Annotated in this window: 11 protein-coding genes; 4 read left to right on the top strand and 7 right to left on the bottom strand. The window is 74.3% G+C overall.

Annotated features, from left to right (window positions below; translation table 11 throughout):
* Nucleotides 1–17: 17 nt before the first annotated feature.
* The 3 genes from ACIO92_RS12400 to ACIO92_RS12390 form a co-directional block, all read right to left on the bottom strand.
* Nucleotides 18–557: a DinB family protein gene (locus ACIO92_RS12400; RefSeq protein ID WP_402279877.1), complete on the bottom strand. Its 540-nt coding sequence runs from the start codon at nucleotides 555–557 to the stop codon at nucleotides 18–20.
* A 182-nt stretch (nucleotides 558–739) separates the two neighbouring features.
* Nucleotides 740–2,197: an aldehyde dehydrogenase family protein gene (locus tag ACIO92_RS12395; RefSeq protein WP_402279878.1), complete on the bottom strand. Its 1,458-nt coding sequence runs from the start codon at nucleotides 2,195–2,197 to the stop codon at nucleotides 740–742.
* Nucleotides 2,198–2,281: 84 nt separating this feature from the next.
* Nucleotides 2,282–3,154, bottom strand: coding sequence for a helix-turn-helix transcriptional regulator (locus ACIO92_RS12390; RefSeq protein ID WP_366442059.1), 873 nt, complete (start codon nucleotides 3,152–3,154; stop codon nucleotides 2,282–2,284).
* A 328-nt stretch (nucleotides 3,155–3,482) separates the two neighbouring features.
* Here ACIO92_RS12390 and ACIO92_RS12385 point away from each other — a divergent pair, with 328 nt between their 5' ends.
* Nucleotides 3,483–3,980, top strand: coding sequence for an ATP-binding protein (locus ACIO92_RS12385; protein WP_366442058.1), 498 nt, complete (start codon nucleotides 3,483–3,485; stop codon nucleotides 3,978–3,980).
* Nucleotides 3,981–4,134: 154 nt separating this feature from the next.
* Here the strand turns inward: ACIO92_RS12385 and ACIO92_RS12380 are convergent, their stop codons facing one another.
* The 3 genes from ACIO92_RS12380 to ACIO92_RS12370 form a co-directional block, all read right to left on the bottom strand.
* Nucleotides 4,135–4,347 (bottom strand): DUF397 domain-containing protein, encoded by a 213-nt coding sequence (locus ACIO92_RS12380; protein WP_173861569.1) that lies wholly within the window; start codon nucleotides 4,345–4,347, stop codon nucleotides 4,135–4,137.
* 338 nt (nucleotides 4,348–4,685) lie between these two features.
* Nucleotides 4,686–6,890: an FUSC family protein gene (locus ACIO92_RS12375; protein ID WP_402279881.1), complete on the bottom strand. Its 2,205-nt coding sequence runs from the start codon at nucleotides 6,888–6,890 to the stop codon at nucleotides 4,686–4,688.
* 541 nt (nucleotides 6,891–7,431) lie between these two features.
* Nucleotides 7,432–8,556 carry a DUF2786 domain-containing protein gene (locus ACIO92_RS12370; protein WP_402054556.1) on the bottom strand — a complete coding sequence of 375 codons (1,125 nt, stop codon included), beginning with the start codon at nucleotides 8,554–8,556 and terminating at the stop codon, nucleotides 7,432–7,434.
* Nucleotides 8,557–8,948: 392 nt separating this feature from the next.
* Between ACIO92_RS12370 and ACIO92_RS12365 the strand changes: the two genes are divergently transcribed.
* The gene (locus ACIO92_RS12365) at nucleotides 8,949–9,932 is read left to right on the top strand and encodes an ABC transporter ATP-binding protein (RefSeq protein WP_402279883.1); all 984 of its coding nucleotides are present in this window, start codon (nucleotides 8,949–8,951) and stop codon (nucleotides 9,930–9,932) included.
* Nucleotides 9,926–12,037 carry an FtsX-like permease family protein gene (locus ACIO92_RS12360; protein ID WP_402054561.1) on the top strand — a complete coding sequence of 704 codons (2,112 nt, stop codon included), beginning with the start codon at nucleotides 9,926–9,928 and terminating at the stop codon, nucleotides 12,035–12,037. Before ACIO92_RS12365 ends, ACIO92_RS12360 begins: the two co-directional genes overlap by 7 nt.
* 169 nt (nucleotides 12,038–12,206) lie before the next feature.
* Here ACIO92_RS12360 and ACIO92_RS12355 read toward each other — a convergent pair whose 3' ends face one another.
* Entirely contained in the window at nucleotides 12,207–13,133 is a 927-nt protein-coding gene (locus ACIO92_RS12355; protein ID WP_401234999.1) for an NADP-dependent oxidoreductase, read from the bottom strand.
* 375 nt (nucleotides 13,134–13,508) lie between these two features.
* Between ACIO92_RS12355 and ACIO92_RS12350 the strand changes: the two genes are divergently transcribed.
* Nucleotides 13,509–14,753, top strand: a complete 1,245-nt coding sequence (locus ACIO92_RS12350) for a LuxR C-terminal-related transcriptional regulator (RefSeq protein ID WP_401235002.1) — start codon at nucleotides 13,509–13,511, stop codon at nucleotides 14,751–14,753.
* Nucleotides 14,754–14,796: the final 43 nt, after the last annotated feature.

Here is a 14,796-nt window from a genome sequence, read left to right as displayed (position 1 = left end):
GGGGTGCGCGGACGTGGTCAGCGCCCCTGTTCCGCCGCGATCAGCTCGAAGGAGGTCCGGCCGTCCAGGGACTCGCGGACGATGTCCGCGTGCCCGGCGTGCCGGGCGCCCTCCTGGACCAGGTGCAGCAGCATCCAGCGGACCGACACCCGGCCGTCCTCGGGGAACCAGGGGGCCTTGGGCAGCGGGAAGGTGTCGTCGAGGCTGGGCACGGACCGTACGAACTCCTCGGTCTCCTTCGCCACGCCCGCCCAGAAGTCGAGGACGGCGGGGATCGTCTCGCCCTCGACGAGCCGGAAGGCGTCGCCCCAGGTCTCCTGGGTGCGCTGCCGCTCGTTGGGCCGCTCCTGGGCCAGCCGGAGCCAGTTCAGTTCGACCTCGGCGACGTGCTTGACCAGTCCGGAGAGGCTCAGCTCGCTCGCGCTGGGGCGGCTCGCCGCCTGCTCCTCGGTGAGGCCATGCGCGGCGCGCCGGACCGCGGCGCGCTGGGCCTCGACGAAGTTGAGGAGCGCGCCCCGCTCGTCGCCGTGGGCCTCCGTGGGAACGAGTGCCACCATGATGTCCGCCTTCCGTCCGTGAACCTTTTCGACACCGCTCACGCTACGGAGCCTTGCGGACAGCTACGGTCCGCAAGGCGGGACGGGTTCCTTCCGCGTGTCAGCGGACGTCGGTGCGCCTCGGGGGACGTCGGCGCGCGCGTGACGACACGGGTCGGCGCAGGTCGGCGCGAGTGCGCGGGTCAGAAGGGGAAGCGGCTGCGGCCGTGCTGGATGGAGATCCACTTCTGGGTGGTGAAGGCCTCCACCATCGACTCGCCGTTGAGCCGCCCGATGCCGGAGCGCTTCTCGCCGCCGAAGGGCACGATCGGCTCGTCGTGGACGGTCCCGTCGTTGATGTGGATCATGCCGGTGTGGATGCGCTTGGCGATCCGCACCCCCCGCTCGACGTCCCCGGTGTGGACGGCGCCGCTGAGCCCGTACGGCGTGTCGTTGGCGATCCGCACCGCCTCCTCCTCGCCGTCGAACGGGACGATCAGGGCCACCGGACCGAAGATCTCCTGGCCGAGGAGGGGGGAGTCGGGGGCGAAGCCGGTGAGGACGGAGGGGGAGACGAGGTTGCCGTCCACCGCGCCGTGCAGCAGCGCGGTCGCCCCGGCGGCCACCGCCTGGTCGACCAGCGAGGAGACCGCCTCCGCCTGCTGGGAGTTGATGAGCGGGCCGATGTGGGTGGCCGGGTCAGCCGGGTCGCCGACGCTCAGGGTCCTCACCTTGGCGACGAACTTCTCGGTGAACTCCGTCTCCACGCTCCGGTCGACCAGGATGCGGTTCGCGGCCATGCAGACCTGGCCCTGGTGGACGAAGCGGCTGAAGACGGCCGCGTCCACGGCGTAGTCGACGTCGGCGTCGTCGAGGACGATCAGGGCGCTGTTGCCGCCGAGTTCGAGGACGGCCTGCTTGAAGTTCTGCGCGCAGACCGTGGCGACGTGCCGGCCGACCCGGTCGGAGCCGGTGAAGGAGATGACCTTCGGGACCGGGTGGGTCAGGAGCGCGTCGCCGATCTCGGCGATGTCGGTGACGACGACGTTCAGGAGCCCGGTCGGCAGACCGGCCTCCTCCAGGACCTTGGCGACGAGGGTGCCGCCGCAGATCGGGGTGTTCTGGTGCGGCTTGAGGACGACCGCGTTGCCGAGGGCGAGCGCGGGCGCGACCGACTTGATCGAGAGGAGGAAGGGGAAGTTGAAGGGCGAGATGACACCGACGACGCCGACCGGGACGCGGTAGACGCGGTTCTCCTTGCCGTCCACCGGGGAGGGCAGGATGCGGCCCTCGGGGCGCAGCGCGAGCTGGACGGCCTCGCGGAGGAACTCCTTGGCGAGGTGCAGTTCGAAGGCCGCCTTGAGACGGGTGCCGCCGAGCTCGGCGACGATCGTCTCGGAGATCTCCGCCTCGCGGTCCTCGACGATCCGCAGGGCCCGCTCGAAGACCAGCCTGCGGGCGTACGGGTTGGTCTCCGCCCACTCCGCCTGGGCGCGCTCGGCGGCGCGGTAGGCGAGGTCCACCTCACCGGCGGTCGCGATGGTGATCGACGCGAGCTTCTCCCCCGTGTAGGGGTTGAAGTCGATGATGTCCCACGAGCCGCTGCCGGGCTTCCACTCGCCGTCGATGTACTGGTGGGCCAGGTCGGTGAAGTGCGACATGGATCGAGACCCCTCTACCCGCTCTACCTCTGCGCGCCGACAGAGGTGACGCCTTGACTGATGTCACGTCATCGTACTGATGTGTCAGGAGAGTTGAAGAAGGCCCCGCAGGATGTCACGGCTTTCGGCCGGATCAGGCCCGTCCTCCCTGAGCCGCTCCATGACACGCCGGTACTGGGCGACCTCCTCGCGCTTGTCGAGGTAGAGGGCGCTGGTGAGCTGCTCCAGATAGACGATGTCGGAGAGGTCGGACTCCGGGAAGCTCAGCATGGTGAAGGCGCCGCTCTCGCCCGCGTGCCCGCCGAAGCTGAAGGGCATGACCTGGAGAGTGACGCCGGGATGCTCGGAGATCTCGATCAGATGCCTCAACTGGCCCTGCATGACGGCCCGGTCGCCGTACGGGCGGCGGAGCGCGGCCTCGTCGAGCACGGCGTGGAACTGCGGGGCGCGCTCGGAGACCAGGACCTTCTGGCGTTCGACGCGGAGGGCGACCCGGCGGTCGATCTCGGCGGCGGGGGCGCCCGGCATTCCCCGGGTGACGACCGCCTGCGCGTAGGCCTCGGTCTGCAACAGGCCGTGCACGAACTGCACTTCGTAGACGCTGATGAGGGAGGCGGCCCCCTCGAGGCCGATGTACGTCTGGAACCAGCCCGGCAGGACGTCGCCGAAGCTGTGCCACCAGCCCGCCACATTGGCCTCGCGGGCGAGCCCGAGGAGCGAACCGCGCTCGGTCTCGTCCCCGACGCCGTAGAGCGTGAGGAGGTCTTCGACGTCCCGTGCCTTGAAGCTCACCCGTCCCAACTCCATCCGGCTGATCTTGGATTCGGATGCGCGGATCGAGTAGCCGGCCGCCTCGCGGGTGATCCCGCGCGACTCGCGCAGCCGCCTCAGCTGGGAGCCCAGCAGGATGCGGCGCACCACACTCCCGCTCGCTCCGCCCGATTCGCCTGCGGTCACGGCTCCCAGCCTCCCCTTACGGTGTCGAGCCCCCGTCGAGCCCCGGATTCTGCCACCAAACGCTTCAGCGCGTACACATTCGATTACGGAAAGACGGCGAGTTCCGGGCATCCGCGCGTGCGGCGGGCGCGGATCCCGGAAAGTTCCCCTCCGACAGGGGACGACTTATGCACAGATTAGGCACGTGGATGGACAGGTCAGGCGCGTGCACGTGCATCTGCCCTTGCATCCAGTGGGCGCATTCGGAACCATGGAGCCCGCGCAGCCGCGTACTCGTTCGTGTTGTCGTGTTGTCGCACCACAGTCGCGATTCCCGGGAGTGCCTCGCATGGGGACGAATGGATCGACCGTGCTCGAGCCGCTACGGCAGGGCCTTCCGCCGATCGATCCCGGAGCCGTCTCCACCTCCGCCTCATGCGCCCTGCCCCCACGGTACGAAGCCGTGCGCGGGGCACGGAAGTTCACCAGCGCGACCCTGGACCGCTGGGAGCTGTCGGAGCGCTTCGACGACGTCGCCCTGGTCGTCTCCGAACTCGTCACCAACGCGCTGCGCCACGCGGTGCCCGGCGAGGGCTGTCCCGAGGACGGCCAGAACCCACCCGTCAGACTGCATCTGATGCGCTGGTCCTCACGCCTCGTGTGCGCCGTGCGCGACCCGAGCCGGGAGAGCCCCGAGGCGCGCCGGGGCGAGGAGGACTTCGCGGCGGAGTCGGGGCGCGGACTGTTCCTGGTCGACTCGTTCAGCGACAGCTGGGGCTGGCATCCGCTCGCCGGGACGCTGCGGGGCAAGGTGGTGTGGGCGCTGTTCCGGATCGGTCCGGAGTAGCGGGAGCGCCGCCGCCGGGTGGAGACCAACCGGTACGCGGATACATGGATACGGGGAAGGGCCCCGCGCGGGATGCGCGGGGCCCTTCCCCGTATCCATGTATCCCTATGCCCGTATGCCCATATGCCCATATGCCCGTATGCACGTGTCGGGCTCACACCAGGTGGTCGAACTCCCCGTCCTTGACACCCAGCAGGAGCGCCTCGATCTCCGCGGGCGTGTAGACGAGCGCGGGGCCCTCGGGGTGCCGCGAGTTGCGGACGGCGACGTTCCCCCCGGGAAGTTTGGCGAACTCCACGCAGGAACCCTGGGAGTTGCTGTGTCTGCTCTTCTGCCACACGACACCTCGCAGCTCCGTGGCCGCCATGCCGTTGTACGCGTGATGCGCATGATGCACTGGTAGCTCCCCGAATTGCTTGGTGCACGTGTCAACTTCCCCGGATCATAGCTGTGTTCACATGCGGCTGCATGAGCAGATGCACGTGCACGAGGGGTGGCGTAGCGGCTACGCGACTCAGCGTGCTACCCCCCGGTAAGCCGCCGTGCGCCCGCCATCACCGGGCCTACCACCGGACTCACCCTACGGCGCCGGACGCGGGGGCCCGGCAGGGGAGTCGGCGGGCCCGGTGGGCCGGTGGGCCGTGGGGCGCACCGGTGGGGCGGTGGGGCGCGGGGCGCACCGGTGGGCCGGTGGGGCGCGGGGCGTCAGCGGCGGCGGGATTCCATCAGGGCCGTCGTCAGCTCGTCCAGCACCTCCAGGAGCAGTACCGCCCCCTTGTGCAGCAGGAAGTGGTCCGGGGGCTCGGCCGACCAGGCGTCCACGGTCTCCCGCAGTTCCTCCCACTGCGGTGCCCGGCGCTCCCGCACCTCCTTCGCGCCCCGCTCCGTCGCCCGGTGCAGGGCCTCCGCGAGGACCGCCGCACCCGGTACGGGCGGTGCGCCGCGCTCCGGAACGTGCGCCTCCAGGAGCATCGCGACCCTCCCCAGCTCCGCGAGCGCGTGGTCGGCCTGCTCCGTCGCCGCGTGCGAGAGCCCCCGGTGCCGCACCGGCTCGTGGGTCGCCCGCTCCACCGCCTCCTGCCAGGCGACCCGGGCCGCGCGGGTGTCCAGGAGCGCCTGGCGCACATCGGGCCCGTCCGCGCCCGCCGCCGGTTCGGCGTACCGCGCGACGACGACCGACGCGTACCGCCCGACCGAGGCCAGCCAGTCCGCGAGCCTGCCGCGCAGCCGGGGGGTCTCCCAGGCGGGGTAGACGGCGTACGCCAGCATCGCGAGGAGCCCGCCGAGCAGCGTCAGCGTCACCCGGTCCCGTACCGTCTGGGTCAGTCCCGCGCCCTCCATGCCCAGCAGGAACACGACGTACGCGGCGACGAAGACCTGGCCCGCCGCGTACCCCGTGCGCATCAGCAGGTACATCGAGAAGGCGCACAGCACCGCGAGTCCGGCCGACAGATAGACGTCCGGGTGCGCCGTCTGCACCACCGCCGTCGCCAGACCGACCCCGATCAGGGTGCCGCCGAAGCGCGCCACCGAGCGGGCGTACGTCTGCGAGAAGTCCGGGCGCATCACCATCACCGAGGCCATCGGCGCCCAGTAGCCGTGCCCGAGCGGCAGCGCCGCGCCCAGCAGGTACCCGGCGGCCGTCACCGCCGAGACCCGGACCGCGTGCCGCAGGACGGGCGAGTCACGGCGCAGTTCGGCACGGACCTTGGCCAGGACGATCGGCGCGAGGCGCAGGAGGGTGGGGCGGGCGCGGACGACGGGGGCGAGAGGTTCCTTGGTGGGGGGTTCCTTGGTGGGGGGTTCCTTCTGCGGGGTGGAGGTCGTCGACGACGGGCCGGACCTGCCCGTTCCTGGGACGGACCCGTCTCCGGGCGCCTTCTTCCCCGGTCCCGCCGTCTCCCCTCGCGGGCCGGAGGTCTCCGTCCTGGGCTCGGCGGTCTCCACGACGTCGCCGAGGAGGGCCATCAGGCGGACGGCCGCGCGGCGGGAGGGGCCGGTGAGGACCGCGCCGCTGTCCCGGGCGCGCAGCGCTTCGACGGCGGACGGGGGCAGATCGACCGGTTCGCCGTGCCGGATCGCGCGCGCGGCGGCGTCCAGTACGGTGCCCGCCGCCGCGAGCAGCTCCCGCACGCGCGCGCGTTCCGGGCCCTCCTCCGGCACCCCGACCGCCGGGTCGGCGAGGGAGGCGAGGACCGGACGGATGCGTTCCGCGAGGCCCCGCGCGCCGTGCAGCTCCGCCGGGCGGCGGCGGGCCTGGCCCGGTGTGACCGCCGCCGCGCTGCGGGCCGTCATGAGCGGCAGGGGGTCGAACGGCGCGACCGGGTCGTGCCGCAGCCGACGGGCGTAGTCCGCCTCGGCGGCCAGCGCGTCCGCGAGGGCGTCCCGCTGGGCGCCCCAGGGGCGCACGGGCAGGAGGACGACCAAGGCCGCCTGCACGACACCGCCCGTGAAGATCATCACGGCGTGGCCCGCGGCCGCCGCGACCGAGGTGGGGAGGGTGACCGTGACCAGCATGATCGCCACGTTGGAGGAGGCGATGATGCCCGCGGTGGGCCCGGCGGCCCAGGCGAGGCCCGAGAGGAAGGTCCAGAGCAGCAGCAGGGCGAGGAAGAAGCCCTCGTGGGCGCCGGTGAGGTAGCCGAGGAAGGTGGAGACGGCGAGGCTGGCGCCGGAGGCGAGGGCGAGGGTGGGGCGGGGCCGCCAGGACCGCTGGAAGGTGGCGATGGCCGCCTGGAAGGCACCGAAGGCGGAGGCCGCGGCGACGGCGGGCCCGAAGAGGGCGAGCGAGAAGCCGACGACCAGGGCGAGCCCGAGGGCGGCCCGGCCCGCGACGACGGGATCGAGCCGCCGCCGCTCGACGGTGAGTCCGGAGCGGGCGGTCTCCTTCAACGCCCGGAGCCAGCTCATGGCCCGAGCGTATCGGGCATCCAGCGCGAACCAGGCATTTCGATGGGAGGTGGGGCGGATAGGGACCCCGGGGAAGGCTGACCGGGGCGGGGCGGCGCGCCCCGGTCGGGGCGGTATCCAGAGCGGAGGGGACGTGCCTCGATCCGGGCGGTACGGGGGACGGGCCTGGGCCGGGCAGGAGGGGTCGCTCTGAGCGAGGCAGTAGGGGGAACGGACCCGGGCCGGGCAAGAGGGGACGTGCTCCCGACCGGGGCGGTAGGGGGAACGGACCCGGGCCGGGCAGAAGGGGGCGCCCTGATCCAGGCGATACGGGGGACGGGCCTGGGCGGGGCCGGGCGAGGCCCCGAGCTGGGCGTGGGCGGGCCGAGCCGAGCCCGGCCAAGCCCGGCGGTCCCACACCCGGCCCGGCCCCACACCCGGCCCGCACCAGGCCCCGCCCGCCCGGCGCGGGACCGACTCGGTGCGGGAGCCCCGCCCGGTGCGGGAGCCCCGGCCCGATGCGGGAGCCCCACCAAGTGCGGGACCCGCCAGGTCGTGCCGCCTACTCCGCCCCCCGTACCCGCTTCCGGCCCGGGGCGAGGCCCGCGCGGTCCGCCGCCGAGGCGCCGTGGTTCCAGCCCTCCTCGTCCCAGGCCGCCCGCACCCGCGTCGAGCGCGTCTCCGGGAACAGTTCGTCCGTGCGGGTGGTGACCGCCAGGTCCCGGGAGGCGAGGGCAGGGAGGAGCGTCGGGGCCTCGGCGGCGACCCGGCGGGACGTCGCCGAGAGCCGGGTGCCGAGCCGGTTCGCGTACGCCAGGAGGAACGACTGCCGGAACGACTTCGTGCGCTTGCGTCCCCCGGCCCGCTGCTCGGCCTCCGCCCGGGTCATCGCGGACGTGCCCTGCACGAGCAGCGAGGTGTAGAGCAGTTCCACCGGGTCGAGGTCCGCCTCGAAGCCGATTACGGTCGAGAAGCCGTACGCCTCGTTCCACACCGCCCGGCAGTGGTTCGCCGTCGCCACCGCGTCCAGCAGGATCGCCTTCGCCTGCTCGTACGGCGGTTCCACCCCGATCCGCAGCGCGCCCGGCGTCTCCGGGGACGGCGCGCCCGCCGCGAGGGTCGCCTCGTCGAGGCTGTGCCGCGCCATCAGCTCCTGCGCCTTGGCCGTGAGCGCCTCCGCCTCCTCCGGGTACCCCGTGGCCTCCGCCTTGGCGAGCAGCGCCCGGATGCGGGTGAGCATCCGGGGCTCCCCCGCGGCGGCGGGCGGCAGCTTCTCGCCCGGCACCGGGCCGACCACGTCGAGGCGCGGCAGCCGGACCAGCAGGCGGTACAGCTCCAGGACGGTCGTCGCGTACGAGAAACGGTCCGCCGGGCGCCCGGCGGCCTGGTCCAGCTCGTCGAGCTGCGCCCGCCAGCGGTGCGGGAGCGTCGGGTAACGGGCGGTCTCGGACCGTACGAGGGCGGCGAGGACCCGCAGGTGCTCGTCCGCGAGGTCCCGCCGGACCGGACGGACGACGTCCGCGGGCTGCCAGCCGCGCTCCCACAGGGTGCGGACGAACGCCTCGCCGCGCCGGGCGAGTTCCGCGTCGGCGGCCGGGTCGGCCGCCAGCAGGGACGCGGCCGTGTCGAGCGTCGCGTCGTCGCTCGCGTACAGCGCCTCGAAGGCCTTGTCGATGGTGGTGCTCACGCCGTCCTCGCGTCCGTTCCGTTTCCTCGCGCGGGTCCGCGCGGGGCCCGCCGTCGCGCCGGGCCCTGCTGGTGCCGTCGGCGCCGCTGATCCTGCCCCGCTGGTCCTGCTGATCCCGCTGTTGTCACTGGTCCCGCTGACCCTGTGGGCCCCACAGACCTCAATGGTCCTGCCAGTCTCACCGGTCCCACCGCCGCACCCGACCCCACGCGTATCCGCCCGACCCCACGCGTATCCGCCCGATGCCGCCGATGCCGCCGATGCGTCCGGTCGACTCCCGATGGTCTCAGCCCTCCCCCGGCGCCGGGGCGCGGGAGGGTAGGGCCAGGCCCACCTTCCGGACGCCCGCCAGTGGTCGTGATCGACGGCGAGAGAAACGGTTCGCTGAAGGCATGACCTCGACAGTCCGCCGCCCCTCCCCCGCCACCCGGCCCGAAGCGGGCACGGCAACCGGCCCCGCACCCGATCCCGGTACTGGTACCGGACCCGCGCCCGTCGCCGTACGGCTCCGGGGGCTGACCCGGCACCACGGCACCGTCCGCGCCCTCGACGGTGTGGACCTCGACTTCGCCGCCGGGACGTTCACCGCCGTCATGGGCCCCTCCGGCTCCGGCAAGTCCACGCTGCTCCAGTGTGCCGCCGGGCTCGACCGGCCCACCGCCGGACGGGTGGAGGTCGGCGGCGTCTCCCTCGAAGGACTCGGCGAGCGGCGGCTGACCCTGCTCCGCCGGGAGCTGATCGGCTTCGTCTTCCAGTCCTTCAACCTGCTTCCCTCCCTGACAGCGGCGCAGAACGTGGCGCTCCCCCTGCGGCTCGCGGGCCGCCGCCCGTCCCGCGCGCGGGTCCGGGAGGCGCTCGCGCGCGTCGGGCTCGCGGGCCGGGAACGGCACCGGCCCGGGGAGCTCTCCGGCGGCCAGCAGCAACGGGTCGCGCTCGCCCGCGCCCTGATCACCCGTCCGGCCGTCCTCTTCGGCGACGAGCCGACCGGCGCGCTGGACTCGACGACGAGCCGCGAAGTCCTGGACATGCTGCGGGAACTGGTCGACCGCGAGGGCCAGACGATCGTCATGGTGACCCACGACCCGGTGGCGGCGGCCCGCGCGGACCGCGTGGTCTTCCTGGTCGACGGCCGCGTCGCGGGCGAACTCTCCTCCCCGACGGCCGAGTCGGTGGTGGCCCGGACGGCGTCCCTGGAGACGGGCACGGGCCCCGGAGGAGAACCGGCGACAAGCACGCGCACGGAAACGGGCACAGGAACAGGCACGGAAGCGAGCAAGGAAACACTGACAGGAAGGGGAAGGGGAAGGGGAGCGGAAACGGGCACAGGAACAGGCACCCCCGCGGACACCCGCACACAGGCGGGTCCGGGATGCTGACCGTCGTGCTCTCCGGGCTCCGGCTCCGCTGGGCCTCCCTCCTCGGCGGGTTCGTCGCGCTCGCCCTCGGCGTGGGACTCCTGACGGCCACGGGGCTCGGCCTCGCCGCCACCTTCCGGGCGCCCGAACGCCCGACGGAACGGTTCGCCTCCGCACCCGTCGTCGTACAGGGGCGGTCCCACCTGGTCCTCGACGTGCGGCGCGGACCCGTGACCACGCCCCTGGCCACACCGCTCGACCATCCACAGCCTGTGGACAGGGAAGTGCTCCGCGAACTCCGGGCCCGCTGGACCGTCACCGTCTCCGGCGGCCCCGACGCCGTCGGCGTGGACGCCCCCGCCCCCGCCGTCCGCGCCCTCGTCGGTGATCGTGCGCAGGTCCTCACCGGCGACGGACGCGGGCGCGCCGACCCCGGCTCCGCGCGGGACGCCGAGGCGCTGATCGCGCTCGGCACCCTCCTCGGCACCTCCGGCGGCGTCACCGCCTTCGTCGCGGTCTTCGTCGTCGCCTCCACCTTCGCCTTCGCGGTGGCGCTGCGGCGCCGCGAGTTCGGCCTCCTGAGGACCGCCGGGGCGACCCCGGGGCAGCTCCGCCGGCTGCTCCTCGCCGAGGCGGCGGTGCTCGGCGTGCTCGCCTCCGCCACCGGGTGCGCGCTCGGCGCCGTCGCCGCGCCCCTGCTGGCGCGGACCCTCGTCGGCGCCGGGCTGGCCCCGGAGTGGTTCACGGCGGGCGGGGCCGCCTGGCCCTTCCACACGGCCTTCTGGACGGGGGTGACGGTCGCGTTCGCCGGGGCGGCGGCCGCGTCCCGCAGGGCCGGGCGGACCGGCCCCGCGGCGGCGCTCCGCACGGCGGACGTCGACGCCGACGCCCTGCCGCTCGGTCGGCTCGTGATGGGCGCGGGCCTGCTCCTGACCGGTCTGGGGCTGCTCGTCTGGACCTGCGCCACGGACCCGTCGGCGCTGCTCAAGCGGAAGACGTACACGACCCTTCCGATGCTTCTGATCACCGGAGTCGCACTGCTCTCGCCGCTCCTGGTCCGGCCCGTCGCGCGACTGCTGCGACTGCGGGGAGCGGTGGGGACGCTGGTACGGGAGAACAGTGCGGCCTCGGTCCGCAGGACCGCCGCCGTCGCCGCGCCCGTCCTGGTGACCGTCGCGCTCGCCGGGACCCTCCTCGGCTCGGCGGAGAGCGTCACGCGCGCGAAGGACGCCGAGGCGCGGGGGCGGACGACGGCGGAGTACGTCGTGACCGGGGAGGACCTGCGGCCGGTCACCGCGCCGCCGGGGGCGGTCGTGTCGGCCACCGGCCGCACGTCGGTGTTCGTGCGGGACGGGGCGGAGGCGGTGGTGAAGTACGGGGCGCGGGCGGTCTCCGACCCGGTGGCGTTCGCCGCGCTGGCCCGGCTGCCGGTGGTCGCCGGGGACCCGCGCGACCTGGACGACCGCTCGATCGTCGTGAACGAGGAGTTCGAGCGGCGCCGGGTGGGCGGGACCGTCGAGGTCTGGCGGGCGGACGGGACGGGTCCGGTACGGCTCCGGGTGGTGGCCGTCCTCGCCCGGGGGACCGGCGACAACGGGCCGTACGTCACCCGGGCGAACGCGCCCGGCTCCGTATCCGACCTGATCGAGGCCCGGGGCGGCGGTACGGCCACGGTGCGGGCCCTCGCGGCGAGCGGCGGCACCGTGGCGAGCGCCGAGGCGTGGGCGGGCGGCGGCCCGGCGGGCGGGAACCCCCGGAACCGGCTCGGGATGCTCCTGCTCCTGGGCATCGCCCTCGTGTACACGGTGATCGGCCTCGCCAACACCCTGCTGATGGCGACCTCCGTACGCGGTCCGGAACTGACCGCGCTGCGGCTCACGGGGGCGACCCGCGGCCAGGTCCTGCGGGTGGTGACGGGCGAGGCGGTGCTCTCCGTGGCGATCGGGGCGCTGCTCGGCCTGCTGGTGGCGGGGCTCGTGCTCGGCACCCTGGCGGCGGGGCTCGCCGCGCTCTCCGCCCCGGTCGCCCTGGTCCTGCCGTGGGGCGCGGTCGGCGCGGCGGCGGGCGTCTGCGCGACGGTCGCGGTCGCCGCGTCGGCCCTTCCCGCCTGGCGGGCGGCGCGCTGAGCGGCGATGGTGGGACGGACGGGGCGGCGACCGGAGTCGGAGCCGGGTCACCGCCCCGTCCACGCCCGCGCCCGGCCCCGCCCGGCCGCCATCGCCCCGCGCCATCCCTCCGCCGACGAGCCGCCCACACGGCCCCCGTCCCCCAATCCCCCGTCCCCCAATCCCCCGTTCACGGGATCAGGACGAGCTTCCCCCGCACATGCCCCGACTCGCTCGACTCCTGTGCGCGGGAGGCTTCCTTGAGCGGCAGCACTTCCGCGAGCCGGACCGTGAGGCGGCCCTCGGCCGCGAGCGCCGCCTGGGCCACCAGCCCGGCCCGTACCGCGTCCGGATCGCCGAGCAGCCCCGAGAAGACGATCCCGTACCGCTCCGCCTCGGTGTCCGCGATCGTCACGATCCGTTCCTTCGGCGCCGCGTCCCCGCCGAGGAGTTCGATCGCGACCGGCAGCACCCCGTGCCCGGCCGCGTCGAAGACCGCGTCGACGCCCTCGGGCGCGGCGGCCCTCACCCGGTCGGCAAGCCCCTCCCCGTACGCGACGGGGACCGCGCCCAGCTCCCGCAGATACGCGTGGTTCGACTCGGAGGCGCTGCCGACGACCCTGATCCCGGCGGCGACGGCGAGCTGCGTGGCGACCGAACCGACGACCCCCGCCGCGCCGTGCAGGAACAGCGTCCCGCCCGCCTCCACCCCGAGCAGACCGAGCACCCGCTGCGCGGTCTCACCGGCCACCGGCAGGCTCGCGGCCGTCTCCCAGGACAGCCCCCCGGGCTTGGGGACGACGATCCCGGCCAGGGCGTACTGGGCGTAGGCGCCGGTCTCCGTCCAGCCGAGGACCTCGTCACCGACCGCCACATGCGTCACGCCCGCACCGACCGCGTCGACCGTCCCGGCGAACTCCAGACCGGGGACGGCGGGGAAGGTCGTCGGGTAGAACGCCTCGACCCAGCCGCGGCGGCGCTTCCAGTCCACCGGATTGACCCCGGCGGCGGCCACCTTGACACGGACCTCACCGGGTCCGGGCACCGGCACGGCGACACCGGTCTCGTGGCGCAGCACCTCGGGCCCGCCGAACTCCTCGTACACTGTCGCTTCCATCCCGGCCTCCACTGCCGCCCATCGGATCACTCGGACCCGTTCCGTCACACCCGGCTCTTCCGTCCGGGTTCCGTCCCACCCGGCTCTTTCGGCCAGGTCTGTCACACCCGGTTCCGTCCGGGCCTGTCGCACCCAGCTCTTTCGGCCAGGTCCGTCGAACCCGGCCCCTCGGCCCGGTGTCGTGGCCCCGGTTCCTCCGGCACGGCCTCTCGCCGCCGTCCCGACCGGGTGCCGAAGGGAACCGGCCGTACTGCCCGGTCCCTTCGACGTCCTCAGCCTGCTCCCCGGGCACCCCGCTCCCCGCCCTTCCGACGGCCAGTCACACCTGTCCGAAAGAACGGCCTCCGCCCTGTACCCGCGCACTACGCTCGGCCCATGGACGCGCTCACCCTGACCGCCGCGTACGAGATCATCCGGCAGCCGCTCGGCGAGATCCTCCCCAAGGTCTCGGCCGCACTCGCCCCGCTGATCCCCCACGTCGACGCGGCCGAACTCTCCACGCACTGCGCCCACTCCCCCTTCAAGGCGCTCGGCGGCACCGCGCTCCTGACCGGTGCCGAACTCGCGCCGCTGCTCGCCTCCGGGATCCCCGGGAAGCCGTGGCAGGGCCGTAGCGTGATCGGCGGACGCCCGCGCGAGGCCGTCGCCGTCACCAGCCACGCGACCCGGCGCGGGGCGGTCCTGGTCCTCGTACGGGAGGACTCCGCCGCCCCGGCGGACGAGGCCGCACTCGCCGTGGCGCAAGCCCTGTGGGACCTGGTGTCCGGGCACTTCGACCGGTTCGCGTCGGAGGCGATGCCGGGGACGCTGGCCCGTTCGCGGGCGGCGGCCGACACCCGGGCCCGGGTGATCGCCGAGCTGACCGCCTCCCACGCGACCGCGCTGTCCGGGGTCCTGGGGGTGCTGCGCAGCCGGGCCCTGGACGACACGACGGCCCGGACGACCGCGACCGACCTGGCCGCGTCGGCGCTGATCGAGATGCGGGCGGCGCAGCACCGGGACCGGGCGCTCGCCGAGGAACCGGCCCGGGAGGCCTTCGAACGGCTGGCGGCCGAGCTGCGGCCGATGCTGCGGCACACCCGGGTACGCCTCGACCTGGGCGCCCCCGACTCGGCGCGGTCGCTCGCGGCGGACGTGGCGCACAGCGCGCGGGCCATCGTCCGGGCGCTGCTCCTGATCGTGCTCGAACAGGACTCGGTGCGCCGCGTCCACGTCGGCTGGCAGCTGACCGAGCACGAGCTGCGGGCCTCGGTGCGGGACGACGGAGCGGGCGCGCTCGCCCCCTGCGACCTGGGCGCGGGCACGGTCCGTGACCGGATCGAGGTGCTGGGCGGGCGGCTCGGCGTCGACGCGCTGCCGGGCTGGGGCACCACGATCACGGCGGTCCTCCCGCTGGCCGCACCGGCCGCGCCGGTCGAGGCGGCGCATCCGCTGACCGGGCTCGGCGGCCGGGAGCTGGAGGTCCTGCGGCACCTGGCGCTCGGCCACCGCAACCGCCGGATCGGGGAGGAGCTGCACATCAGCGAGTCGACGGTGAAGTTCCACGTGGCGAACATCCTGAACAAGCTCGGCGTCGACTCACGGGGAGAGGCGGCGGCCCTGTTCCACGCGGCGGCGTGAGAGCACGGGCGGCCGGACGCCTCCCGCTCCCCACCCGCCCGTT

The sequence above is a fragment of the Streptomyces sp. NPDC087215 genome, assembly GCF_044744885.1.
Lineage (GTDB): Bacteria > Actinomycetota > Actinomycetes > Streptomycetales > Streptomycetaceae > Streptomyces.
The sequence above is the reverse complement of the archived record's forward strand: the minus strand, read 5'-3'. Positions and strand labels throughout refer to the sequence as shown.

What these genes read in the sequence shown, in the direction of transcription:
- ACIO92_RS12400 (WP_402279877.1), bottom strand. Translation starts at nt 557, where the DNA reads ATGGTGGCACTCGTTCCCACGGAGGCCCACGGCGACGAGCGGGGCGCG.
- ACIO92_RS12395 (WP_402279878.1), bottom strand. Translation starts at nt 2,197, where the DNA reads ATGTCGCACTTCACCGACCTGGCCCACCAGTACATCGACGGCGAGTGG.
- ACIO92_RS12385 (WP_366442058.1), top strand. Translation starts at nt 3,483, where the DNA reads ATGGGGACGAATGGATCGACCGTGCTCGAGCCGCTACGGCAGGGCCTT.
- ACIO92_RS12380 (WP_173861569.1), bottom strand. Translation starts at nt 4,347, where the DNA reads ATGGCGGCCACGGAGCTGCGAGGTGTCGTGTGGCAGAAGAGCAGACAC.
- ACIO92_RS12375 (WP_402279881.1), bottom strand. Translation starts at nt 6,890, where the DNA reads ATGAGCTGGCTCCGGGCGTTGAAGGAGACCGCCCGCTCCGGACTCACC.
- ACIO92_RS12365 (WP_402279883.1), top strand. Translation starts at nt 8,949, where the DNA reads ATGACCTCGACAGTCCGCCGCCCCTCCCCCGCCACCCGGCCCGAAGCG.
- ACIO92_RS12360 (WP_402054561.1), top strand. Translation starts at nt 9,926, where the DNA reads ATGCTGACCGTCGTGCTCTCCGGGCTCCGGCTCCGCTGGGCCTCCCTC.
- ACIO92_RS12355 (WP_401234999.1), bottom strand. Translation starts at nt 13,133, where the DNA reads ATGGAAGCGACAGTGTACGAGGAGTTCGGCGGGCCCGAGGTGCTGCGC.
- ACIO92_RS12350 (WP_401235002.1), top strand. Translation starts at nt 13,509, where the DNA reads ATGGACGCGCTCACCCTGACCGCCGCGTACGAGATCATCCGGCAGCCG.